This is a genomic window from Lentzea sp. NPDC051208 (genome assembly GCF_040682435.1).
Taxonomy (GTDB): Bacteria; Actinomycetota; Actinomycetes; order Mycobacteriales; family Pseudonocardiaceae; genus Lentzea; species Lentzea kristufekii.
The window spans coordinates 707,077-731,694 of record NZ_JBFBAW010000001.1 but is presented as its reverse complement, the minus strand read 5'-3'; the positions used below and the strand labels follow the sequence as shown (position 1 = coordinate 731,694).

Here is a 24,618-nt window from a genome sequence, read left to right as displayed (position 1 = left end):
CGCTCAAAGGCGTGAGCGGACCTCGTCGGCTCTGGGCTCGCCCAGCTCCTCGAACAACGTCACCGACTCCAGCCAGCACTTCTCCGCTCCACGGCGATCACCGAGCCCGTCCAGCGCCAGCCCGAGGTTGTCCAGCGACTCGGCCTGCCCGTAGAGGTCGCCGATCGCCCGGAACGTCTCCAGCGCCCGCTCGACGTACGACACGGCCTTGGGGAAGTCGAGCAGTCCCCGGTGCACCTCGCCGATGTTGTTGAGCAGGATGGCCTCGCTGTACGGGTCCTTGATGTCCCTGCGGATCTCCAACGCCCGCAGGTACCGCGACAACGCGACGTCGAACCGGCCCGCGTCGGCGTGCAGCAGCGCGATGTTGTTCAGCGTCACCGCTTCCGTGTGCAGGTCGCCCAGCTCACGGGCGATCTCGGCGCACTGCTCGTAGCACGCCAGCGCGTCCTCGGGCCGGCCCTGCACCATGTGGACGATGCCGAGGTTGTTGAGCGTCGGCACCTGGCGCGACTTGTCGCCGATCGCGCGGAAGATCGCGAGCGCCTGCCGGTTGCACTCGATGGACTCGTCGTGCCGCCGGACCTCGCGCAGCGCGATGCCCAGCGTGATCAGCATCCGGCCCTCGGCGCTGCGGTCGCCGACCGAGCGGGCGGCGGCCAGCGCGACACCGTGCGTCTCGATCCAGCCCGCCCAGTGCTTGCGCAGGTTGAAGAAGTCCCACAGGCATTGAGCGAGGCTCCAGGACTGCTCGGGCAACTCGTGCTGGGCGGCGTCGCGGATCGCGGCGACGAGGTTCGCGCGCTCGGTGTCGCACCAGAGCAGAGCCGTGTCGCGGTCCGCGAACGTGCGCGGGTGCACGGCCGGGTCCGCGGGAGCGATCTCCAGCCTGCGCTGGGGGTTGAGCTGCTGCGCGCTGTGCCAGGACGTGTGCACGTACCAGTCGAGCACCCGGCGCCGTGCCAGCGCGCGGGCGGGCGGTGGCACGGCGGCCATGACCTGCTCGACGGCGTACGCGCGCAGCAGGTCGTGCAGGCTGTAGCGGCCGGGGGTGTGCTGCTGCAGCAGGTGTTCGTCGAGCAACGTCTCCAGCAGGTCGCTCGCCTCGTACGCGGTCAGCCCGGCGAGTGCGGCGGCCGAGTCGGCGGTGAGGTCTTCCCCGGGGTGGAGTCCGAGGAGCCGAAACAGACGCCTCTGGTTCTCCGGCAACGCCTGGTACGAGAGGTCGAACACGCCCCGGGTACCGAGGCCTCCTCCCCGTTCGAGCCGGTCCACCAGGTCCCGCAGCGTCCACTGTGGACGACGGGCCAGGCGTTTCGCGGCGAGCGCGACGGCGATCGGCAGGTGCCCGCACAGTTCCGCGATCCGTTCCGCGGCCTCGTGATCGGCGCGCACCCGGTCCTCACCGGCGATCCGGGCGAGCAGCGCGAGCGCCTCGGCGGGCGTGAAGACGTCGAGGAAGACCGACCTCGCGCCGTCCAGCCGCAGCAGCGTGCGGCGGCTGGTGATCAGCACCATGCAGGTGGAACCGCCGAGCAGCAGCGGCCGCACCTGGTCCTCGCCCGCGGCGTTGTCGAGCAGCACCAGCGCGCGCTTGCCCGTCAGCCGGTCGCGGTAGAGCGCCGCCCGTTCCTCCAGCGACTCCGGGATCTGCCCGCCGGGCACGCCCAGCAGCCGCAGGAAGCTCTCCAGCACGGCGGACGGGTCGGCGGGCAGCTCGTCGGCGTCGAAGCCGTGCAGGTCGGCCCACAGTTGCACGTCCGGGTAACGCTGAACGAGCCGGTGGGCCGCGCGCACGGCCAGTTTCGTCTTGCCGACACCGGCCATGCCCTCGATCGCGGAGATCACGACGGTGGTCTGCGGCCCCGGCTCGCACAGCCGCCGCAGCTCGGACTCGCGCCCGGTGAACTCCGCGATGTCCATCGGCAGCTGCCGGTGCGCGTTCAAAGCCGCGGGCGAGGGCATCCGGCTTTCGAGGATCACCTGCTGCAACTGGCGCAACCGCGAGCCGGGTTCGACGCCGACCTGCTCGATCATGTGCTTGCGGGCCGCCGCGTAGGCCTCGAGCGCCTCGCTGCGGCGGCCGGAGCGGTCCAGCGCGAGCATCAGCTGCGCCCAGAACTCCTCGCGCAACGGGTGCAGCGCCGTCTCCCGCCGCAACCGGTCGATCACGTCGTCGAACCGGCCGAGTTCCATCGACGCCTTGGCGAACTTCTCCACGGCCGTGAGCCGGCGTTCCTGGATCCGGGTGAACTCCGCGCGCAGCAACGGTCCCGCGTTCAGCTCGGCGGTCGGGACGCCGTGCCACCGGGCCAGCGCCTGGCCGAACAGGTCGGCCGCGGCCTCCGTGTCGCCGTCAGCAAGCGCGTTCTCGCCTTCGCGCACCAGCTGGTCGAACGAGTCGAGGTCCAGTTCGCCGGGCTCGACCACCAGCTGGTAGCCGTGGCCGGCCCGGGTCCTCAGCCGGTCGCCGAGGACCTTGCGCAACCCGGCGACGTACGTGCGCAGGTTCGATTCGGGTGACACCGGCGGAGAATCCCAAACCGCCTCCGTCAGCTGTGCGACGCTGACGGCTTCGTTGGCGTGCAGCAACAGCATGGTGAGCACCGCGCGCTGCCGGGGGCCGCCCAGCTCCAGCGATGTGCCCGTCCGCCGTACCGCCAGCGAGCCGAGCAGCAGGAACTCCACAGGTCGATCGCTCCTCGATGATCCAGGCGTTGGGGTGCACAGCCATACTCGCGCACTTCCTGACGGTCTGTGCACGGCCTGGGCGAAATCTGTGCACGCCCCCTGGCATCTTTGTGTCCAGATCCGGTACCTGCGCCGCCGGGCCCGAGAACTCCCGGGAGTGGGGGTCGGCGCAGTTGCTGGATCCGGTTCCCCCAGAACCCGGCCGGCGTGTGAAAAGTCACCGCGCACGTCGGCCACCTACCGCAAGACCGGTGGCCCGGACGGGTCCCCCAGACTGCACCGGGCCACCACCTTGCGGTAGACCGTCAGCCCGCCCAGCGGGCTCGCAGGGTTCGGGTGAACTCCTCGAACTCCGCCGTCATCGACACCTCGTCCGGTTGGAGCAGCCACTGCTGCTGCAACCCGTCGATCACCGCGATCGTCGTGCGCACCACCGAGTCGACCGGGGCGTCCGCCGCGATCTCCCCTCGTTCCTGGCCTGTGCGCACGGCATCGGTCAGCCATCGCCGCAGTCCGCTGTAGTGCCGGCGCACCCACGTGTGCGCGGGATGACCGGGTTCGGTCGCCTCGGCGGCCAGCCGCACGAACAGGCCGACCAGGTGCGGCCGGGTCGCGTTGCGCGCCACCAGGGCGGCCAGCGCGTCGAACGCCGCCCAGCCCAGCGGCGGACCGACGCTCCCGGTCAGGAAGTCGCCGTCCTGCCGGTCGCGTTCCTCCAGCACGGCCGTCAGCAGCGCGGCCTTGCTGGGAAAGTGGTGCAGCAGGCCGGACTGCGAAAGCCCGGTCTTCGCCGCCACCGCCGCCACCGACGTCCCCTTGAAGCCCGTCAGAGCGAACAGCTCCGTCGCGACGGCCACCGCTTTGGCCCTGGACTCCTCACCGGAGACGTCGACCCGCGACCTGGTCCGATACCTGTCCGGGACCGACACCGCGTCACCTCACTCCTGCTCAGCGGGCAGGGTGACGCGGACGTCGCCGAGCCCGCGGGCGATCAGCACCTCGCCGCCGGTCAGAGGGTGCCAGCCGTCCGACCAGACCCGCTGCACCCGCGCGTCGCACGGCACCTCGACCCGCACGGTCCGCCCGGCCTCGACGTCCGCCACCGCGAAGCCGACGAGACGGACCGGCTCGTCCCGTGGGCGGAGGTAGACCTGCACGACCTCGCGGCCGGACCGCCCACCGGTGTTGGTGAGCTCCACCGAGACCGAGACGAGCACATCGTCCACAGTGGACGCCTGTGCGTCACCGTACTCCCAGGTCGTGTAGCCGAGACCGTGGCCGAACCAGAACAACGGCTCGGACGCACCCCGGTAGCCGATCGCGGTGCCTTCGGAGTACACCAGTTCGCCATCGGACGGAATCAGCGGCAAGGCGTCGGCGTCGGAGCGGGGGAACGTCGTGACCAGGCGTCCGGCCGGTTCGATGTCGCCGAGCAACGCGGCCGCCACGGCGTCACCGGCCTCCTGACCCGGCAATCCGGCCCACAGCACCGCGTCGACCTGCGCGAGCCACGGCATGAGCACCGGCGTGGCGGCGTTGACCACGACGACGGTGTGTTTCGCGGCGGCTGCGACGGCCGCGACCAGTGCGTCCTGCTCGCCGGGCAACGCGAGCGTGGTCTTGTCGAAGCCCTCGGTCTCCTGCTCCTCGGTGAGGCCGACGACCACGACCGCCACGTCCGCCTCGCGCGCGGCCCGCGCCGCGGCACCGATCACGTCGGCGGGAGCGAGCGGGACCGGCTGGGTGATCAGGCCGACCAGCGCGCTGGCCTCGCGGACGCGGGCCGTGATCCGGTCACCCGGCGACAGCAGCACCTCGGCCGTCCAGTGCGGCGGCTTCAGCAGTGCCTCCTCGACGATGCCGTTCGCCCAGGCCAGCAGCGCGGTGTGCTGCCGTCCGGCGACGTCGATCGTCCAGTCGCCGAACCCGCGCACCCCGACCAGCATCCGGGTCGGCTCGTCCAGCACGACCTCACCGGACACCTCGATCGACGCGGCACCCTGCGCCCAGCCGCCGAACGCCGCCAGCTCCGCGATCTCCATGTCGCGCGTCGCCAGCACCTCGCCGTCCGCGTCGTACGTCGTGGCACGGACGTCCTTCAGCACCCCGGCGGCGGGAGCGGCGTACCGGGCCCGGATCTCCACACCGTCCACAACGGACACGCGGTCGCCGAGCCGGGAGGTCAGGCCGTCCGCGATGCTGATCACGTGCGGCGGCCGCACGCCGGCGGAGCCACCGCCCTGCGCGACGGTGTCGATCGCGTGGCGGCCGATCAGCGCGACGCGGGACTCCTGCAACGGCAGCACGCCGGAGTTCTTCAGCACGGTCATGCCGCCCGCCGCGAACCTGCGCAGCTGCTCCCGTCGAAGCGGGCTGTCGGGCGCGGGCAGGTCTTGAGGCCACGAGCGCTGCTCGCCGAACGCCCCGGTCCGCGACGCCAGCAGCAACAACCGGCGCAGGTGGTCGTCGATGACGGACCCCGCGACCTCGCCCGCCCGCACGGCCTTGACCAGCTCGTCCTCCCAGGGACCGCCCGGGCCGGGCATGACGAGGTCGAGGCCGCCGTTCGCGCTCGCCGCGGTCGACTTCGTGGCGAACCAGTCCGACATGACCAGGCCGTCGAACCCCCACTCGCCCTTGAGCACCCCCTCGACGAGTTCGGTGTGCTCGGTCGCGGGGATGCCGTTGACGTTGTTGTAGGCCGCCATGATCGCCCACGGCGAGGAGTCCTCGACCACGATCTCGAACGGCAGCAGGTAGACCTCGCGCAACGTCTTCTCGTCCAGCACCATGCTCGCCGTGCGCCGTTCGGTCTCGGACTCGTTGGCCACGTAGTGCTTCGGCGTCGCCGCGATGCCCTTGTCCTGCAGGCCGCGCACGTAGGCGGCCGCGATGGTGCCCGTGAGCAGCGGATCCTCGCTGTAGGCCTCGAACAACCGGCCGCCCAGCGCCGTGCGGTGCAGGTTGATCGTCGGGCCGAGCACGACGTGGACCTGTTGTGCCGCCGCCTCGTCCGCGAGCACCTCGCCGACCTCGCGCGCCAGCGCCACGTCCCAGTGCTGGGCGAGCAACGTCGCGTTCGGCAGCACGCACGCGATCGTGCCGCCCCTGAGCTCGGCGCCGCGGACACCCGTCGGACCATCGGACAGCTTCAGCGGCGCCAGGCCGATCTCCGGCTCCGGGTGCAGCGCGAACAGCGCGGAACCGGTGAGCAGCCGGACCTTCCGCGGCAGGTCGAGCCCGGCGACCGCCTTCTCGATGTCCATGCGTTCGAGCAGACCAGAGATACCGACCGAGTACTCGGTCGGTATCCCGTCCTGTTATCACCCGGTTACTTCGCCGTGATGTGCCCGTCTCGCCTGCGGAGATCCTGACGCGGGGACATCGCTACCCGCGGTCCTCGAGGTAGCGGGTGTGGTCGGCCTGTCGTTGCGCGTCGGCCGCGTGGAACCGTTCCGCGGTCCGGACGGCGTCGGCGTGCAGCAGGTCCAGCTGCCGCACCAGTTCCGTGCCGGAACCGCGTGCGGCGGCGTACCACCAGGGCAGGTTCAGGTAGGTCTGCACCGACAGCGGCAGATCGGTGCCGACGAGCCTGGTGACGGCGTGCAGGGCGTCCGGGTCGGCCCGCAGGGCGCGGGGGCGGTCCAGCATGCCGCGCAGGACCTCGGCGATCTCCGCGATCCTCGGCGCGACCTCGTCCGGCACCCGGAACGCGCGCACCCGCTCGACCAGCGCGTCCAGTTCGGAGCGCAGCGCGCCCGCTTCCTCCTCCGGGTCGGTCACCAGGGTGATCCGCTCGGGTGGCGCGGCCAGTGCGCCGACGCCGTAGAGGCCGATGACGACCACGATCCAGTACGACCCGGCGAGCCCGGCGAAGTGCAGGCCGAGGCCGATCAGCCCGCCCGCGCAACCGGCCAGGTTCTTCCAGGAGGCCAGGTACCTACTGATAGCCACGGATCTCCTTGAAAGCGGCCGAGAGCGAACGGCTGCGAGCGTCGAACACCTTGCCGCCGCTCATCTTCGCCACCTGCTCCATCTCGGTCGTGGCGCTCTCGCCGAACAGCACGGGGAAGATCGGGATGCCCTTGAGGTCCGGCGGCAGGCTCTGGTGGAACAGCTGGAAGTCGGTGATGCCCTCGCTGCCGGTGTTCTCGCCGTCGGTCATCAGCACGATCGACGTGAACCGGTCCGGGTCGGCGTCGATCTGCTGGCGCAGCACGTCGTACCCGCCGCGGAGGCTGCTGTAGATCGCCGTGCCGCCGGACGCCTCGAGGCCCGTGGCGGTGGTGCGGATCTGGTCGAGCACCGGGCGCGGGTCGTTCTGCGGAACCTCGTACCTCAACGCCGGCCGGGCCCCGCTGCTGAACGGCAGCAACGTCACCTGCTCGCGGCCGTGGAACCGGCTGAACTTGCCGGCGAGCGACTCGTCGGCACCGGTCAGCCCGGTGAGGGCCTGGCGCAGGCCCTCGATCCGGTCGCCCTGCATCGAACCGGACGTGTCGAGCACGTAGAGCGTGCGGGACGGGCGGCGCAGCTGGTCGAAGTACGTGGTGATCAGACCGTCCACAGCGGACTGACTGCCGGGGAACGGGAGTTCCACGAGGTCCTTGGTGGCGAACCGGCCGTCCAGTGGAACCTGCGGCACCGCGGGCCTGCGGTGCGTGGTCTCCATGATCTTGCGCTGGACGTCGGCGCCCCTGAGGTGGTCGGAGAGTTTCTGGTGCGCCTCACGGGCTTCCGACGACGCCGACGTGAGCAGCGTGAGCGGGTAGTCGGCCGTCACCACGCCGTCGCTCGGGTAGACCAGCGTCAACGGCTGCGGCATCGACAGCAGCACCGACTCGTAGTTGATCAGACCGTCCACCTTGGTGCCGGGATCCTCGCCCCTGGCACGCCGGACGTAGGCCTCGGACAGCCAGCCGGACGAACCCGCCGACAGCTTCTGGGCCGAGAAGAACTGCTTGAGCTGTGGTGCGACCGCGTCGATCCGTGCCGCGTCGAGCGCCGAGCCCGAACCCGACAACGCCGCCGCGACGCCGACCAGCGCGGAGAACCCGGAGTTGGAGGCGGACGGATCGGTCATGCCGTAGGTGAACTTCTGCGCGCCCGCGGCCTCGGCGATCTCCGCCCAGCCGACGCGCTTGCCGTCCCAGCCCAGTTCCTTCACCTTCTCGGCGGGCAGGCCGAGCACGACGGGCGACGACATCACCTTGGTCGGCGTGCCGAGCCGCTTCTGGGCCTCCGGCACGAGTTCGAGGTAGCGGTTGGAGGAGAACCAGACCGCGTCGAAGCCCTGCTCGGCCGCGCCGCTCGCGACCTTCTCGGCACCTTCGATGGTGCCGGTGAAGCTGAACTTCACGCTGATGCCGGTGGCTTTGGCGGCCTCGTCGAGGATCGGCTGGAGGTCTGCCAGCTCGCTGCCCGCGAGGACGCGCAGGGTGCCGGGGGCGGCGTCGCCGACCGGTCTGTCCGGATCGGTCGAGTCGGAACATCCCGCCAGCAGCGCCACGACGGCGACCGCGGGAACGAGGCGGCGGATCATGCTGGCTCCTGGGAGTCGCGCTGATGGCTCGTGGGTGGTGCGGCGTCCGGTCACGGTCGGTCCCCGGTCTCGCGCACCCGGCTCAGGTGGTCGTGGGCGCGCCGGATCTCGGTGTCCAGCGCGGAGACCGTGCTGGACATGGAGTCGGCCGCGCGGGCCTTGAACGTGTCGATCGCGTCGATCGCCGCGTAGATCTGGTCGAACGAGGTCCGCACCGCCTCGATGCCGACGGCCGGGGTCGAGGCGATGCGCTGGATCTCCTCGCCCTGCAAGGACATCAGCGTCGCGTTCGAGCGCAGGATCGAGTCGGTCAGCGCGCGCACGGCGTCCACCTGGTCGATCACCTCGCGCTGGCCGGCCAGCGCCGCCGCGACCGCCACGCCGATCCGCAACGCGGTGACGGTCGTGCTGACCGCCCGTTCGATGCCCTTGATCAGCTCGTCGTTGTTGCGGCGCACCACGTCCAGCGCCATGTAGCCCTGCGCGCACACGGCCAGCTGGGTCAGCAGGTCCTGATGCCGTTGCCGCAGGCCGAACAGCACGTCGGCACGCAACGCCTGGGCGCGTGCGGGCTCGGCGAGGTCCAGGATCGCGACCTGCCGTTCGACGGCCTCGTCCATCTCGGCGGCCAGCGCGGCGTCCTGCGACAGCTTGGTCATCAGGTCCCACAGCCGCTGCCGCTCACCCTTGATGGCGGCGTTGTCGCGCTTCAGCGCGTCCTGGCCAGACCTCAGCCTGAGCACGATGCGGTTGAGCGGCTCGTCGGCCGCGCGCAGCCGTGCCAGCAGGCCGCGGGCCGAGTTGCCGCCCTGGAGGAAGCCGAGGATCTTGCGGCCGGTCAGCTTGCTCAGGTCCTGCGGGTCGAGCTCGCGCACGGAGCGCCGCAGCTCGGTCAGGCTCGTCGAGACCTGCGCGCCGTGCGGTGACGAGACGGACGCGAGCGTGCGGTCGAGCAGACGGCCCGCGATCTGCGCCGCCAGCCGCATCTCCGCCTCGCCGAGCACCAGTGCCTCGCCGGCGATCCGGCCGAAGTCCGGCGACTGCGGGTCGACGGCACCCAGGGCCGACACGAAGGCCTCGGCGCGTGACGACAGCTCGGTTTTGTCGCCGACGGGGATGAGCCCGGCCGCGCGGCCGACCGGCACGGGCTCGACGGGATCCGGTGGTGTCAGGACGAAGTCGGTCACGTCAGTACTGCTTCGCGATCGCCTCGAGCATCCGCTCCAGGGTCTCGTGCGCGGGCGGTTCCACCACGTCCACGATCGTCTGCGGCACGGTCAGGTTCTTCTCCTCGACGACGTCGTTGAAGTGCTTGGGATCAGCCGTGCGGAACCCGAACGTCGCGGCGAGCCTGCCCAGTTCGGCGTCGCTCTGCAGCAACTGCCCGACCCGGTCACCGGTCTCGCGCAACGGCACGAGCGTGTGCTTGGACAGCACGGTCGGCGCCGGGTAGAGCAGCTTCATGTCCGGCCGGACCGACGAGTCGCCCCGCACCACCCGGTCCGCGAACTGCGCCTCGTACGCCAGCACCAGCGGCGTCTTGCCCATCCCCGCGGACAGGTAGTCCTCGAACGGCCCCTCGGTGCTGCTCTGCGTGTATCCCTGGTCCAGGAACAGCTTCGACACCGCCGGCAGCACCTTCGCCTCGGCGTCCTGGGACGACACCACGCCGCCGTTGGCGACGAACGACGTGATCGCCAGGTACATCGCCGCCGAGTTCGAGTCACGCGGATCGGTCGTCGTGACGAGCAGGTTCTTGCGCGCGGGATAGGCCGTGTTGCCCGGCAGCTGGTCCCAGCGCGTGCCCTTGGCCGCGAGATCCAAGTACGCCTGCACGTCGAACGTCTGGTAGCCCGGCCCGGCCTTGACCACACCGGCCTTCGTCAGCAGGTCGACGATCGGGCCGAACGTGGCGACCACCATCGGTGACGAGAACGGCGCGTACGTCCGCGCGGCCTTGCGGTCGCGCTGGATCTTCTCGGCGGCGGGCGCCGAGGAGGGAAACGCGAAGTCGTACGAGTTCAGTTCCGTGGCCGTCGCGATCTGCCGCGACCCGGCCGGATCCACCTCGACCTTCAGGCCGTGCTTCGCGAACACGTCCTTGACCCGCTGGTCGGCGAAGAAGGCGAGCTTCTCCGAGCCGATCACACCGCGGACGGTCTGGAGCCGGCCCTGTTCGCCGGAGCCCTGCCCCAGGACGATCGCCGTCACGACGCCGACCAGCAGCACGACCGCAAGACCTATGCCGAGCGTTCTCTTCACTGTCCACCTCTACGGAAAAGCCCTGTCAGAGAACAGATCTTTCGTCACTTCGACGCCGTTTCCGGGTGGGTCGTCGCAATCGTGAGGTGAACAGTCGATGAACGAGCCGATCGCGGGTTTCGCGATCATCGAGGCCGACTCGGTGGAGGAGGCCGTCCGCATGGTGGCCGGGACCCCGTGCGCGGTCGCACACGGAGTCGTCGAGGTGTGGCCGCTTCACTCAGCCCAGGGGTGACTGGTCACCCACGGACCACTTGTGGCCGAACGGGTCCGTGAAGCCGCCCTGCCGGTGCGTGCCCACGGCATCTCGTGACTCACGACCGCGGAACCAGAAGCTCCCGCGGCCACAGCCCGCGCGACGACGCCGTCGGGGTCGTCGGTGAACAGCTCGACCCGGACGCTGGTGACGTCCCGGGACCCGACTCCGCGGGGTTGGCGGGGTTGACCTGGTGGACGAGAAACGGCGCGCCGCCGATCTCCAGACCGGCCACGCCGCCGAGGTTCCACCGCTGGGTGGCGCCCAGCGAGGCCTGGTACCAGGCGACGGCCGCGTCGGCGTCCGGAACGATCAGCGTCACCGAGATGAGCGGGGGTGTCGGCATGCCGCCCAGCCTGCCGGGCCGGCTCCCGGATCGCTGGACGATCTAGTGGCGTCAGCTCAGCAACCAGGCGACGTCGCGCACCAAAGCGTGCCGCCAGCCCACGCGGTCATGCCCGGCGGGGGAGCGGTCCACCCGCACGGTCGCACCCGCCTGCGCCGCAAGCTCTTCCACCACCGAGCAGTGCCGGTGCATCCGGGGCTCGTGCTCGCCGACGTCGAACGCGACGCGCAGCCCGGACAGATCCGGCAGCGCCCCGAGGCGTTCCGCGATCTCACCGCCGGCCGGGCCGTCGAGCGACAGGCCGTGCCGCGGGAGGTCGCGCTTCCACCAGAACGACCCCGACTGGCACGCCACCTTCGTCACCAGCGAGGGGAAGTCCAGCGCCGCCCGGAACGCGCTGAGCCCGCCCAGGCTCTGCCCGGCCACCACGAACCGCGACAGGTCCACGGCCACGCCGTTCGAGGCGAGCAACGGCAGCAGCTCGTCGCGGATCGCCTGCCACAGCTCGGGTGAGTTGTACTCGGCATCGCGATCACGTGGCGTGGGAAGGAAGACCAGCGTGGCGGGTGGCATCTCGCCGTTCTTCACCGCTGACTCGAACGCCGCGACGGCGGGGTGCACGTACATCCAGTCGTCGCCGTCGAACAGCAGCACGACCGGCTCACCGCCCTGGTGCACGCGCACCGTCTTGCGCCCCAACGCGCCGTTCCACCGGATGCGCAGCGACGGCACGTCGAGCACCTCGTCCGGTCCGACGACGGGCCAGTGCGGCTGCGGCTCCAGGTCCGGCGTGGTGAAGAGCGACCGGTTCGGGCCCGCGCCGGCGGGATTCGCCGGGTCGGCGTGCTCCTCGCCCTCCGAGAAGAAGTGGTAGGTCACGCGCAGCTTGGCCGGCATCTCGACCTCGGCGGCCCAGAGGTCGCCTCCCTCGTGCGTCAGCTCGACCGGGTCCAGCACGCTCTCGAACCGCACGGAGGCCGGGCCTCCACGCCACTCGAACCTCGTCATCGGGCCACCGCCAGCTGGTAGGAGGAGTCGCGGCCGAGCAGTTCGCGGTGCGTGCCCTCGGACGCGACCGTGCCGCCGTCCAGCACGATCACCCGGTCGGCCACGTCGAGCAGCGCCGGGCTGCTCGTGATCACGATCGTCGTCCGGCCGCGGCGCAGCTCGGTCAGGTTGCGGGCGATGAGCTGCTCGGTCACCGCGTCGACCGCCGTCGTCGGGTCGTGCAGCACCAGGATCTCCGGGTTCGCGGCCAAAGCACGTGCCAGCGACAACCGTTGCCGCTGCCCGCCGGACAGGTTCGCGCCCCGGTCGCGCACGGCGTAGTCGAGGCCGTCGGAGTGCAGGGCCACGACGTCGGTCAGCATCGCGGCAGACACCGCCTCGTCCACCAGCGTGCTGGTGCCGGCCGGATCGACGTTCTCCCGCAACGTTCCCGCGAACACCTCGTGGTGCGAGGGGTTGACCAGCAGGTGGGTGCGCACGCTCTCGATCGTCAGCGACGCGACCTCCTGCTTGCCCACCCGGACCACGCCCGAGTACGAGGCCGGAGGCACCTCGACGGAGAGCACGGCGGCCAGTTCGGCGGCGGCCTGCGGCTGGTACGCGGCGATGGCCACGAACTCACCCGGCTGCACGGAGAACGTCAAGTCTCGCAACGTTCCGTGCGTGACACCGGAGACATCGAGCCCGGTCTCCGAAACGACGACCTCCTCGACACCGGGGGTCATCCGGGCGGGTGCGGCCAGGACCAGCGCCATCCGTTCGGCCGAGGCCCGCGCCATCATCACGTACTTGGGCATCTCCGAGAACAGCTTCAGCGGCTCGATCAGGAACTGCGCCAGGCCGACCGCCATCACCAGCTGGCCGATGGTGATCTCGCCCTGGAACGTCAGCAGGCCCGCCCACAACGTCACCGCCGCCGCCAGCAACGAGTTCAGCGCCAGGGCCATCCCGGCGTAGACGCCGTTGACCCGCGCCACGACGATCGACTGCTGCTTCGCCTCGGTGCTCACCCGGCGGTAGGCCTGGAAGGCCGCGTAGCTGCCGCCGAACCCGTGCAGCGGCCGCAGTCCGGCGATCAGGTCGGACACCTTCGCCCCGGCCCGCGCCACCTTCGCCTGCTGCACCTGGGTGTTGCTGCCGATCCGCCGCGACATCACGCTGAGCACGCTCAGGATCGCCGCCGTGCCGACGAAGACCAGCACGCCCAGCGGCACGCTGATCACCACCAGCACGACGCCCGTGATGACCACCGACACCAGCGAGCTGACCAGCAGCGGCACCACCTCGATGATGTCCGCGGTCTGGTCCGCGTCCTCGGTGGCGATGGTGAGCACCTCGCCGGACTTCAGGTCGACCTCGCGCGCCACCGGCTGCAGGCCGCGGTCCGCGACCTCGACCCGCCACCGGTGTGCCTCGGTCGTGTTGGCCTTCTGCAGGATCCGCATGCCGAACCGCCACGAGTACGACACCGTGGCCATCACGAGACCGAGCGCGAGCAGCGCCAGCCCGAGGGAGCTGAGCCGCCCTCCGCGCAGCGCGTACTCGACGATCACGCCGAGCAGGATGGGCACGGCGGTCTCGGCGGCCTGGTAGGACCCCATCAGCAGGGTCCCGGACGTCATGGCGCCTCGGTTGCGGCGCAAGGCGATCCGCAGGATCTCCTTGCCGGTGCGTACTTCAGTGTTCGTCAACGTGGCGCGCAATCGCTTCGGGGGTGGAGAGGGACAGCAGGTCGCGGATCGTGACGACGGGACCGAACTCGCGGCGGAGCAGTCCGATGAGCCGCACCGCGAGCATCGAGTGCCCGCCCAGGTCGGTGAAGCCGCTCGCCATGCCCACCTCGTCCTCGTCGAGATCGAGTGCCTCCGCGAACATCTCGCGGACGAGCGTCTCGGTCTCGGTCAGTTCCCGATCCTCGGTCCTGGTCATCAGCGTGCCGAGCGGACGGGCCTCGGGCAAGGCCGCCGTGTCCGCCTTGCCGTTGACCGTGAGCGGGATCGCGTCCACGGCGGCGTAGTGCGACGGCCGCAGGTAGTCCGGCAGGCCGGCCCCGACCTCCGCCGCGATCGACGGGATGTCCGCGCCGTCGGCCAGGACCAGGTAGGCCGCGAGCCGGTACGCGCCGTCGACCTGCGGGTCGGCCTGCGCGACGGCCGCGACGAACCGGACGCCCGGATGTGCCGCGAACCGCGCCTCGACCTCGCCCAGTTCGACGCGGTGACCGCGGATCTTGACCTGCTTGTCCGTGCGGCCCAGGTAGAGCAGGTTGCCGTCCGGGCGCCGGATCACCAGGTCACCGGTCCGGTACATCCGCTCACCGGGCACCCACGGGCACGCCACGAACCGTTCGGCCGACTGCCCCGGCTGCCCGAGGTAGCCGCGCGCGATGCCCACGCCCGACACGTAGAGCTCACCGGGGACGCCGTCCGGCACGTGCCGCAGCCACGGGTCCAGGACGTAGACGTCGGTGTTGTCGATCGCCACGCCGACCACCGGGTCGACGCAGTCGAACGTGCCGACGCCCAGCGTGTTGATCGTGTACTCCGTCGGCCCGTAGAGGTTGTAGCCGATGGTGCCCGGGGTGTCCGCGAGCTGCTGCCACAACGTCGGCGTGACCGCCTCACCGCCCAGCAGCACCAGCGCCGGCTTGTGCTCGGCGCCCAGCAGCCCTTCGGCCACCAGCTGCTGCGCGTAGGTCGGCGTCACGTTGATGACGTCGATCTCGTGCCGCAGGCAGTACTCGACCAGCCCCGTCGCGTCGCGGCGCAGCTCCTCGTCGCAGATGTGCACCTCGTGGCCGTCGGCGAGCCAGAGCAGCTCCTCCCACGACATGTCGAAGGCGAACGACACGGTGTGCGCGATCCGGAACGTGCGGTGCCCGTGCTCGGCCAGCACCGGCTCGAAGATCCGCCGCTGGTGGTTGACCAGCATGTTGGTCAGGCCGGCGTACTCGGTCACGACGCCCTTGGGCTTGCCGGTCGAGCCGGAGGTGTAGATCGTGTAGGCCGCGTGCTTGAGCCGATCGGGGTCGTCCGGCGCGAACGTGACCACCGGCTCCGCGTCCGGCCAGGGCTCGTCCAGCTTGAACGTCGTGCCCTGGATCCTCGGCGCCACCGCGCTCGTCGTGATGATCAACGACGGCCTCGCGTCGTCGATGATCGCGGCGATCCGCTCGTCCGGGTGGTCCAGCTCCAGCGGCACGTACGCCGCGCCGCAGCGCAGGATGCCGAACAGCGCCACGACCCAGTCCAGCGAGCGCGGCACCGCGATGGCGACCGACGTCTCGACGCCGATCCCCTTGCCGGACAGCACCCCGGCCAGGTGCCGGCTCCGGTCGCGCAGTTCCGCGAACGTCATCGTCCTGCCGTGAGCCACGAGTGCGACGCGGTCGGGGTTGCGGTCGGCCGCCTGGTCGAACAGGTCGACCACGGTGAGGGTGCCGAAGTCGGTGGCGGGATTGAGCTCCGGCGTGACCACCGAACCGCCGACCGCGCCGAGCAGGCCGTCGGCGCGGGTGAGCTCGTCGAGCACCCGCAGATATCCGTCGAACAACCGTTGTGCGAACGTGGGATCGGTGACGTCCGGCCGGTACTCGACCTTGACCGTCAGCTCCTCGCCCGGCGTCACGACCCACGTGAACGGGTAGTGCGTCGAGTCCTCCGCCTCGTGGGCGGTGATCCCGTTCTTGGCGTTGAACTCGGTGAACGTGTCGTCGTCCAGGAAGTTCTGCAGCACGAACAGGCTGTCGAACAGCTCGTCGTGGCCGCTGGCGCGCTGGATCTCGCCGAGCCCGAAGTGCTCGTGCTCCATCGTCGCGACCCGCGAGGCCTGGACGGACGCCAGGAACTCGCCCACGGTGTCGTGCGGCTGCGCGGTCACCCGCATCGGCACGGTGTTCAGCAGGACGCCGACGATGCCCTCGGTGCCCTCCTGCTCACGTCCGGACACCGTCACGCCGAACACCGCGTCGCCGCGACCGGTCTCCCGGCCGAGCGCCAGCCCGAGCGCGCCGGTGACCACCGAGTTCACCGTCACGCCGTACCGGCGGGCGGTCTCCCGCACCCGGTTCGACGCCTCGACCGGCAGGGTCCGCACGATCTTCGCCGGCAGCGAGTCCGAAGTGGACCCTCCGCCGAGGAGGGTCGGGCCGGGGAGGCCGGCGAGGTAGCCGGCCCAGAACCGTTGCGCCGCCTCGGCGTCCTTCTCGGCCAGCGCACGCGTGTAGCTCTCGAAGCTCGGCGTCGCGGGCGTCGGGTCGACGGGCTCGCCCGCCAGGAACGCGCGGTAGGCGTCGAACAGGTCGTCCAGCACGATCGCGCGCGACCAGCCGTCCCACAGCAGCAGGTGGTTGGTGAACAGCAGCGTGTCGCGACCGTTCGGCAGCCGCAGGACGGTCAGCCGCACCAGCGGCGGTGACGTCAGGTCGAAGCCCGTGGCGCGGTCCTCGACGCGCAACGCCTCGACGGCGTCGGAGTTCAGCACGTCGACGGTCCGCACCGGCACCGGGCCGCTGACGCCGAGCACCTGCACCGGCGTGCCGTTCTCGTCGGACTCGAAGCCCGCGCCGACGACCGGGTGCTTCGCGATGACGTGCGCGAGCGCCTTGCCGAGCGCGTCGGGGTCGAGGCGCCGATCGAACTCGAAGAAGCTCTGCGCCACGTACTGACCGGACTTCCCGGCCAGCTCCGCCTGGAAGTACAGGCCGCGCTGCAGCGGCGAGACCGGGGCGGTGTGCCGCACGTTCACCGAGGCGTCCGCGATCCGTTCCAGCGCCATCAGCCACCGCGCCGCGATCTCGTCGGACACGTCCTCGGTCAGCCCGAAGGTGGCGCGCAGCGAGCCGGTGGCGTCGACCCAGCAGTTGACCTCGACCGCGTACGGGCTCGGCCGGTTCTCGGGATCGACGTGCAGCGCCTGCGACTCGCTGCCGCGGCCGAGGTAGTTGAACAGCACCTGGGGTGTGGGCAACGCGGCCAGCACGGGTGCCGTCTGCGGGTTCAGGTAGCGCAGCTGGCCGAACCCGACGTGCGCGACCTCGTCCGGCTGCCGCTCGACGACCTCCCGCGCCGCCGCGACCGGATCGGTGGCGGGGCTGAGCCGCACGGGCGCGACCGCGGTGAACCAGCCGACCGTGCGGGTGTAGTCGTGGTGCTCGGCGGCCGGGACGCGGCCGTGCCGTTCGAGGTCGATCACCAGGTCCGTCGGCGTGCTCTGGATCTCAGTGAGCGCGGTCCGCAGCGCGCCGCACAGCAGTTCGGTCAGGCCGATGCCGAGCGCGGTCGGCGCGGTCCGCACGACGTGGCCGGTGATGTCGGCGGCCAGCGTGACGGTGACCTCCCGCCGGTCACCGAGCTGCGGCGTGAGCACCGGGGCGTCGAGCGCCTCGATCCACCGGCGCAGGTCCCCACCGGACTGGGCGTTCAGCGTCAACGCCGCGGCGTACGAGGCGAACGACGTCGTCACCGGCGCCGGCTCGTTCCCGCGCATCGCGACCGCGAGGTCTTCGAGCAGGATCATCCAGGACACGGCGTCCACCGCGAGGTGGTGCACCACGACGACCAGCGTGCGGCTGTTCTCCAGCCAGGTGAACGCCGCCATGACACTGGCCTCGGGGTCCAGCCTGCCCGCGGCCTCCTCGGCGGCCTCCTGCGGGTCGTCCGCCGACACCACGACGTCGACCTCGGCCGCCGGTTCGGTCCGCAGCGACCACACGCCCTGGTCCGTGTCCAGGCGCAGGCGCAACGCGGCATGCGTTGCCACGACGGCGTTCGCCGCGCGCCGGGCGTCCTCCAGCGTCGCGCACTCCAGCTGCCTGGCCTGTGCGAAGAGGTCGAGGGACCCGCCGAGCTCCCGCAGTCGCAAGACGATCGGCGTCGGCACGACCGGGCCGTCGGTGGGTTCCTCCACGACCGGGGCCTGCCGCGCCACGGGCTGCGCGCCGAACTTCTCCGCGAGTGCTCGCGGGGTCTTGTGCAGGAACATGTCGCGGGGCGAGAACGTCACCCCCAGCGCCCGCGCCCGGTTCACCACGCCGATCGCCACGATGCTGTCGCCGCCCGCCACGAAGTAGTCGGTGTCGGCGTCCACATCGGACTCCGGCAGGGCGTCGCGGAAGATCCCGACCAGCGCGTCGAGCACGGAGGTGTTCGCCGCGGCGACCGGCGCACCGGCCGGTGCCTCGTCCTGGCGGGCCCGTTCCTCCAGCGCGGCGCGGTCCAGCTTGCCGTTGACCGTCACCGGCAGCTTCTCCAGCGGGATGACCCGCTGCGGCACCATGTGCTGCGGCAGCTTGGCGGCGAGCACCGACGTGATGTCGGTGGGCGGCGTGCCCACGACGTGCGCGACGAGGTGGTCCTCGGTGTCCGCCACGGTCACGGCCACGTCGACCACGCCAGGGACCTCGCGGACGACGGCCTCGATCTCGCCCAGCTCGATGCGGAAGCCGCGCAGCTGCACCTGGCCGTCGGCGCGGCCGAGGAACTCGATCTCGCCGTCGAGGTTCCACTTCGCCAGGTCACCGGTGTGGTACATCCGGGATCCGCCGCCCGCGAACGGGTCCGCGACGAACCGGCTCGCCGACAGTCCCGGCCGGTGGGCGTAGCCGTCCGCGAGCTGCGGGCCGGAGAGGTAGAGCGAGCCGACGACACCCGGCCCGACCGGCCGCAGCCGGTCGTCGAGCACGTAGGCGGCCTGGCCGGGCACGGACTCGCCGATCGGGGCGCCGTCGGCGCGGCCGGGCTCGTAGTCGTGGTCGTCGAGCACGTGCCGCGTGGTGTACACAGTGGACTCGGTCGGCCCGTAGCAGTTCACCAGCGCCGGTCGCCGGGTGCCGTACCGCTCCATCCAGTCGCGCATCCGGCCGGGTTCCAGCACCTCACCGCCGATGATGACCCGGCGCACGGACGTGATCGGCTCGCTGTGCCTGTCCGCCTCGATCAACTGGTAGAACGACGACGGCGTCTTGAGCATGAAGGTGACGCCGCGCTCGCGCACCAGCCGGTGGAAGTCGACCGGCGAGCGGGTCAGGGCGCGGTCGGGCACCACCAGCTCGGCACCGTTGGTCAGGGAGCCCCACAGCTCCAGCACCGACGGGTCGAACGAGAACGAGTGGAACTGCGTGACCACGTCGTCCGGCCCGAAACCCATGTCCGGCTGGATGTTCGCCATGAACGTCACCGCGCTGCGGTGCGACACCACGACGCCCTTGGGCTTGCCGGTCGACCCGGACGTGTAGATCACGTACGCCGGGTGCCGCCAGGTCGCCGGGGTGATCACGCCGGTGCCGGGCACCTCGTCGCCGATCGCGAGCACCCGTGCGGCGCTGCCGGTCCGCTCGACGATCGCGGCGAAGCGGTCGCGCTGCTCGGGGGCGATGAGCACGACCTGCGGCGCGGTGTCGGAGATCAGGTACTCGAGCCGGTCGTCCGGGTACGCCGCGTCCAGCGGCACGTACGCGCCACCGGCGGACATGGCCGCGAGGAGCGAGACGACCTGCTCGAGCGAACGGGGCACGGCGACGGCGACGCGCTGGTGCGGCCCGACGCCGGCGTTCGCGAGCGTGCGCGCCAGCTGGTTCTTCGCCTCGGCCAGTTCGCCGTAGGTCAGGCTTTCCGAGCTGCCGTCCAGGCGGCACAGCGTCACGGCCCGAGATCCGGGCGCGCGGTCGGCGGCGGCGTCGAACAACTCGGCCAGCGTGGCCGGCTCGACCACGGCGGGTTCGGCACTGCGCGGCACCGGAATGCTCTCGCCGGCCAGCAGGGCGGTGAGGGCGTCGGCGAAGGCCTGCACGATCCGGCGGGCGCCCGCCGGGCGGATGACCGTGCTGTCGTGCACCAGGTTGAACCGCAGCGAGCCGTCGTGCCGCCGTTCGACCACCAGGGTCAGCGGGTAGTGCGGCGCGCCCTCGTTGACGACGTCCGCGATGCCGAACGAGTCGCTGCGCAACGAGGTCACGTCGGTCGCGACGTCGAACACCACGAGCGTGTCGAAGAGCGAACCGGCGCCGGCGAGCCGGCCGATCCTGGTCAGCGACACGTGCTGGTGCGGCAGCACGGCGGTCTGGTGCTCGCGCATCGCGTCGAGCAGCTCGCGGGCGGTCGTGTCGCCGGACCACTTGGCGCGCACGGGAATGGTGTTGATGAACAGGCCGACGAGTTCGTCGATGCCGGGCACGTCGGCGTCGCGACCCGACACCGTCGAGCCGAACACGACGTCCTGGCGGCCCAGGATCCCGCCGAGCGTCACGGCCCACGCGCTGTGCACGGCGACGCTGAGCGACGTCCCGGCCGCCCGCACCCGCTCGTCGACATCGGACGGCGCTTCCAGGTGCATGTCGGCGAACCGCTCGGACGGCGTGTGGTCCGGCACGGTGATCGACGGACCGGACAGGCCTTCCAGTTCGCGCGCCCAGACGCGGTCGCTCTCGTCGGGATCGCTCTCGACGAGCCACCGCACGTAGTCGGAGTAGCCGCCGCGCACGTGCACCGACCCCGGCGCGTCGTACTCGGCCAGCAGCGCGCGCAGCATCGGCGGCACCGACCAGCCGTCCGCGATGATGTGGTGCACGGTCTGGATCAGGACGTACCGCTGCGGCGCGGTGAGCACCAGCGTGAAGCGCATCAGCGGACCGGTGGCGAGGTCGAACCCGGCGACGCGGTCGCGTTCGGCGAGCTCGGCGATCTCCTCGTCCGACATGCCCTGGCCGTTCACCGTGGTGAACGCCGGCCGCACACCCGACTCCAGCACCGACACGACCCTGCCGTCGGCGAGGCTCGCGAACCGCGCGGCCAGGTTCGGGAACAGCTCGAACACGCGAGCCGCCGCCTCTTCGAGCCGCTTGGCGTCGACGGCGCCGGTCAGCGTCAGCAACTGCTGCTCGACGTACCGGTGCGCGGAGTCGTCGTCGAAGACGGAGTGGAAGTACAGGCCCTCCTGCAACGGCGTCAGCGGCAGGATCTCGCGCAACGCCGGGGAGTCCAGGGCGTCGACGTCGGCCTGGGTGAGCGGCAGCAGCGGGAAGTCGCTGGGGGAGTGGCCACCGGAGGTGAGCTGCGCCAGGCCTTCCAGCGCGGCGACGAAGTACTCGCCGATCCTGGCGATGTCGGCGTCGGTGAAGACCCCCGACGGCCACGAGAGGACGGTGACCAGTTCCAGTTCGCCGTCGGCACCGGGTTCGGCGGAGGCGTTGAACTCCAGGGCGCGCGGCAGCCGCATCGCCGGGTCGCGCTTCTCGCCGAGCTGACCGGCGTTCTCCGCGAGCTGCCAGTCCCCGTTCGCGCCACCGGCGAACCGGCCGAGGTAGTTGAACAGCACCTGCGGGCGCGACGCGTCGAACCGTTCGCCGCCCAGGTACTTCAGAGCGCCGTAGGAGACGCCGTTGCTCGGTACCCGAGCGAGGTCCTCCTTGACGCGCTTGAGAGCCGCGCCGAGGTCGTCGACGTCGACCGGGTCGACCGTCACCGGGAACAACGTCGTGAACCAGCCGACCGTGCGCGACAGGTCGGGGTCGCGCGGCACGAACCGGCCTTCGCGGCCGTGGCCCTCCAGCTCGACGTGCGCGAACGTCTGGTCCTGGCCGTTGTCGCGCCGCCACCGGGCCAGCGCGACCGCGAGACCGGTCAGCAGCACGTCGTTGACTCCTGCGTGGAACAACGCGGGCACGTCGCTGAGCAACGCCGCGGTGGCCCGGGAACCGACCGTCACGGTGCGGACCTGCTCACTCGCGACGACGTCGTCGCCGGTCAGCTCACGCCGGCCGAGCAACTGGTCCACGCCCGGCAGCGCGCGCTCGTAGTACGCGCGGTCGGCCGAGAACGAGGCCTGCTCCAGCAACTGGGTCCAGCGCCGGAACGACGTGCCGACGGGGCGGAGCTCCACGGCCGCACCGGCGGAGATCTGCTGCCACGCCAGCGCGAGGTCGTCGAACAGGATGCGCCACGAGACACCGTCGATCACCACGTGGTGGATCACGAGCACGAGCTGCCGCGCCCGCGGCCGCCACACCGCGCGCAGCATGACGCCCGCGTCCGGGTCCAGCGCCTCGGTGGCCGCCGCGACGCACTCCTCCAGCGGTGCGTCGCTCTGCTCCCAGTGCGCAGTCCCCTCGGCGGGGATGTCGAACGACCAGCGCTCACCCCGGACGAGCTTGGCGCGCAACATGTCGTGCCGCGCGACCACCGCGTCGAGGATCCGGGTCAGCGCGTCGGCGGTCAGCTCCGCCGGGGTGTTGAGCACGACCGACTGCACGAACCCGTCGATCGCGTCCGTGGTCTCGCCGAGCCACTGCACGATCGGCAGACCCGCCACCGGGCCGGTCGGCACGTCGTCGTGGTCGACCGCCGAAGCGCCGTCACGGGACGCGACGGCGGCGAGCGCGCGGGGGGTGCGGTTGACGAAGATCTGGGTGGCGGTGACGAACACGCCCTCCGCCCGCAACGCGCTGAGCAACGAGATCGCGAGGATGCTGTCGCCGCCCAGCTCGAAGAAGTCCTGGTCCGCGCCGACCTGCTCGACCCGCAGCACCGAGGCGACGGCCGCGCAGATCACGGCCTCGTCGTCGTTGGCGGCGGCGGTCACCGGACCGGTCTCCACCACGGGCTCGGGCAGCGCGCGGCGGTCGAGCTTCCCGTTGGCGGTCAACGGGAACTCGCTCATCACCACGACGTGCGCTGGCACCATGTACTCGACGAGGTGCTCGGTCGCCCACTGCTTGACGGCGTCCGAGGTCAGGTTCTCGTCCGACGGCACGACGTACCCGACGAGGTAGTTGCCGCCGGCGGAGTTCTTGCGCACCACGACACAGGTGTGGCGGACCCCGGGGTGCTCGGCCAGCGCGACCTCGACGTCCTCCAGCTCCAGCCGCATGCCGCGGATCTTGACCTGGTTGTCGACGCGGCCGAGGAAGTCGAGCGACCCGTCGGGTGCGAACCGCGCCAGGTCACCGGTCCGGTAGAGGCGCGAACCGTCGGTGGCGAACGGGTTCGCGACGAACCGCGACGCCGTGAGGGCCGGAGCGTTCACATAGCCGCGCCCCAGCAGGAATCCGCCGATGTACAGCTCACCGCCGACGCCGACCGGGCACGGCCGCAGCTCGTCGTCCAGCACGTACAGGTCGGTGTTGGGGTTGGCCTTGCCGATCGACGTCGACAGCCGCTCGGCCTCGCCGCGGTAGATCACGTGCGAGACGCCGATCGTGGCCTCGGCCGGGCCGTAGCCGTGGTACATCGGGATGTCGAGCTGCGTGCGGAACCGCTCGTACAGCTCGGGAGTGAGCACCTCGCCGCCGCACCACACGTGCCGCAGGCTGGCGAGCTCGCCGTCGCCCGCGATGTTCAGCAGCACGTCCAGCATCGACGACACCAGGTACACGAACGTCACGCGGTGCCGGGCGATGGTCGCCAGCAGGTGGTGCGGGTCGCGTTCGCCACCGGACCGCACGACGACGGTCCGGCCGCCGCACACCAGCGGCAGGAAGATCTCGTTGACGGAGATGTCGAACGACAGCGGCGCCTTGAACAGCGACGCGTCGGAGTGTCCGAAGTGGAGGATCTGGTCGACCTGCCACAGCAGGCGTTCGCTGATCGCCTCGTGCCGGATCATCGCGCCCTTGGGGCGGCCGGTCGAGCCGGACGTGAACATCACGTACGCCAGCTGGGCGCCGCGGATCGTGACGTCGGTGGGCTCGGCGGAGTGCTCGCCGAACCCCCAGTCGTCCAGGTCGACCGCGACGGCCTCGGGCTCGTTCTCCTGACCGGCGCCCAGGAGCAGGACGACCTGCGCGTCGGTGATCACGGACTCGCGGCGGGACGCCGGCCACTGCGGGTCGAGCGGCACGAACGCGGCCCCCGCCTGCAGCACGGCGAGCAGGCTGACCACCATCTCGGCCGAGCGGGGCAGCGAGATCGCGACGACCTGTTCGGTGGTGACGCCGCGGGCGATCAGGTGGCGGGCGAGCTGGTTGGACCGGGCCAGCGCCTCGCCGTAGGTGACCGCGCGGTCGCCGTCGTTGATCGCGACGGCGTCCGGGCGCTGCCGGGCCTGCGCCCGGAACAGCTCGACGATGCTGGGCCGGTCGCGCGGGAACTCGTTGTCGTTCCAGCGGGCCAGGTCCGCGAGCCGGTCCTCGATCGTCTGGGAGGTCAGCGTGCCGATGGCGCGGTTGGGGAACTCGGCCAGGTCGTCCAGCACCCGTTGCGCCGCAGCCAGGTCGACGCCGTCCGGCACGGGGATCGCCCAGCCGCCGGGCCGTTCGGTGACATCGACGTTCTGACCCTTGTCGGCCCACACGAGCACGTCGCTGAACAACGTCGAGGGGGTGAGCTCGAACCCGTCGACCGCGAAACCGGGGGTGGCCCAGTGGTGCAGGGCGACGGCACTCGCGACGGCGACGGTCCGCTGGGGGTACTCACCGGCACGGCGCCGGACGGAGTCGATCCGGGCGGTCGAAAGAAGTACGTCGTGCTCGGCCATCTGTTCCATCGACGACTCAGCCATCCCTTCACGATCGGTGAAGGT

At 71.3% G+C, this 24,618-nt stretch carries 12 protein-coding genes; 1 reads left to right on the top strand and 11 read right to left on the bottom strand.

Going from position 1 to position 24,618, the window contains the following annotated elements:
* Nucleotides 1–3: 3 nt before the first annotated feature.
* From AB0M48_RS02990 to AB0M48_RS02960, 7 genes are all read right to left on the bottom strand, one after another.
* Complete coding sequence (locus tag AB0M48_RS02990; RefSeq protein ID WP_363835604.1) at nt 4–2,688, bottom strand: BTAD domain-containing putative transcriptional regulator; 2,685 nt, start codon at nt 2,686–2,688, stop codon at nt 4–6.
* A 308-nt stretch (nt 2,689–2,996) separates the two neighbouring features.
* Nucleotides 2,997–3,620 carry a TetR/AcrR family transcriptional regulator gene (locus AB0M48_RS02985; RefSeq protein WP_363835603.1) on the bottom strand — a complete coding sequence of 208 codons (624 nt, stop codon included), beginning with the start codon at nt 3,618–3,620 and terminating at the stop codon, nt 2,997–2,999.
* Nucleotides 3,621–3,629: 9 nt separating this feature from the next.
* Nucleotides 3,630–5,957 carry a glycoside hydrolase family 3 C-terminal domain-containing protein gene (locus tag AB0M48_RS02980; protein WP_363835602.1) on the bottom strand — a complete coding sequence of 776 codons (2,328 nt, stop codon included), beginning with the start codon at nt 5,955–5,957 and terminating at the stop codon, nt 3,630–3,632.
* A gap of 121 nt (nt 5,958–6,078) precedes the next feature.
* Nucleotides 6,079–6,645 carry a hypothetical protein gene (locus tag AB0M48_RS02975; RefSeq protein ID WP_363835601.1) on the bottom strand — a complete coding sequence of 189 codons (567 nt, stop codon included), beginning with the start codon at nt 6,643–6,645 and terminating at the stop codon, nt 6,079–6,081.
* Complete coding sequence (locus AB0M48_RS02970; protein WP_363835600.1) at nt 6,632–8,233, bottom strand: VWA domain-containing protein; 1,602 nt, start codon at nt 8,231–8,233, stop codon at nt 6,632–6,634. Before AB0M48_RS02970 ends, AB0M48_RS02975 begins: the two co-directional genes overlap by 14 nt.
* Before the next feature lie 50 nt (nt 8,234–8,283).
* Nucleotides 8,284–9,420 carry a toxic anion resistance protein gene (locus AB0M48_RS02965; RefSeq protein ID WP_363835599.1) on the bottom strand — a complete coding sequence of 379 codons (1,137 nt, stop codon included), beginning with the start codon at nt 9,418–9,420 and terminating at the stop codon, nt 8,284–8,286.
* 1 nt (nt 9,421) lies between these two features.
* Nucleotides 9,422–10,495 (bottom strand): hypothetical protein, encoded by a 1,074-nt coding sequence (locus AB0M48_RS02960; protein ID WP_363835598.1) that lies wholly within the window; start codon nt 10,493–10,495, stop codon nt 9,422–9,424.
* A 97-nt stretch (nt 10,496–10,592) separates the two neighbouring features.
* Here AB0M48_RS02960 and AB0M48_RS02955 point away from each other — a divergent pair, with 97 nt between their 5' ends.
* Nucleotides 10,593–10,730, top strand: a complete 138-nt coding sequence (locus AB0M48_RS02955) for a hypothetical protein (protein ID WP_363835597.1) — start codon at nt 10,593–10,595, stop codon at nt 10,728–10,730.
* Between the two features lie 79 nt (nt 10,731–10,809).
* Here the strand turns inward: AB0M48_RS02955 and AB0M48_RS02950 are convergent, their stop codons facing one another.
* The 4 genes from AB0M48_RS02950 to AB0M48_RS02935 are packed head-to-tail and all read right to left on the bottom strand — an operon-like array spanning nt 10,810 to nt 24,597.
* A complete protein-coding gene (locus AB0M48_RS02950; protein WP_363835596.1) occupies nt 10,810–11,097 on the bottom strand; it encodes a hypothetical protein in 288 nt (95 codons plus the stop codon).
* Nucleotides 11,098–11,148: 51 nt separating this feature from the next.
* Nucleotides 11,149–12,105, bottom strand: a complete 957-nt coding sequence (locus tag AB0M48_RS02945; protein WP_363835595.1) for an alpha/beta hydrolase-fold protein — start codon at nt 12,103–12,105, stop codon at nt 11,149–11,151.
* Nucleotides 12,102–13,796: an ABC transporter ATP-binding protein gene (locus AB0M48_RS02940; RefSeq protein WP_363835594.1), complete on the bottom strand. Its 1,695-nt coding sequence runs from the start codon at nt 13,794–13,796 to the stop codon at nt 12,102–12,104. The genes AB0M48_RS02945 and AB0M48_RS02940 overlap by 4 nt, the downstream gene beginning before the upstream one ends.
* Entirely contained in the window at nt 13,783–24,597 is a 10,815-nt protein-coding gene (locus tag AB0M48_RS02935; RefSeq protein WP_363835593.1) for an amino acid adenylation domain-containing protein, read from the bottom strand. The genes AB0M48_RS02940 and AB0M48_RS02935 overlap by 14 nt, the downstream gene beginning before the upstream one ends.
* Nucleotides 24,598–24,618 lie beyond the last annotated feature (21 nt).

Excerpts from the sequence above, each read along its gene's own strand:
- AB0M48_RS02980 (WP_363835602.1), bottom strand. The coding sequence starts at position 5,957 with ATGGACATCGAGAAGGCGGTCGCCGGGCTCGACCTGCCGCGGAAGGTC.
- AB0M48_RS02970 (WP_363835600.1), bottom strand. The coding sequence starts at position 8,233 with ATGATCCGCCGCCTCGTTCCCGCGGTCGCCGTCGTGGCGCTGCTGGCG.
- AB0M48_RS02955 (WP_363835597.1), top strand. The coding sequence starts at position 10,593 with ATGAACGAGCCGATCGCGGGTTTCGCGATCATCGAGGCCGACTCGGTG.
- AB0M48_RS02950 (WP_363835596.1), bottom strand. The coding sequence starts at position 11,097 with ATGCCGACACCCCCGCTCATCTCGGTGACGCTGATCGTTCCGGACGCC.
- AB0M48_RS02945 (WP_363835595.1), bottom strand. The coding sequence starts at position 12,105 with ATGACGAGGTTCGAGTGGCGTGGAGGCCCGGCCTCCGTGCGGTTCGAG.
- AB0M48_RS02935 (WP_363835593.1), bottom strand. The coding sequence starts at position 24,597 with ATGGCTGAGTCGTCGATGGAACAGATGGCCGAGCACGACGTACTTCTT.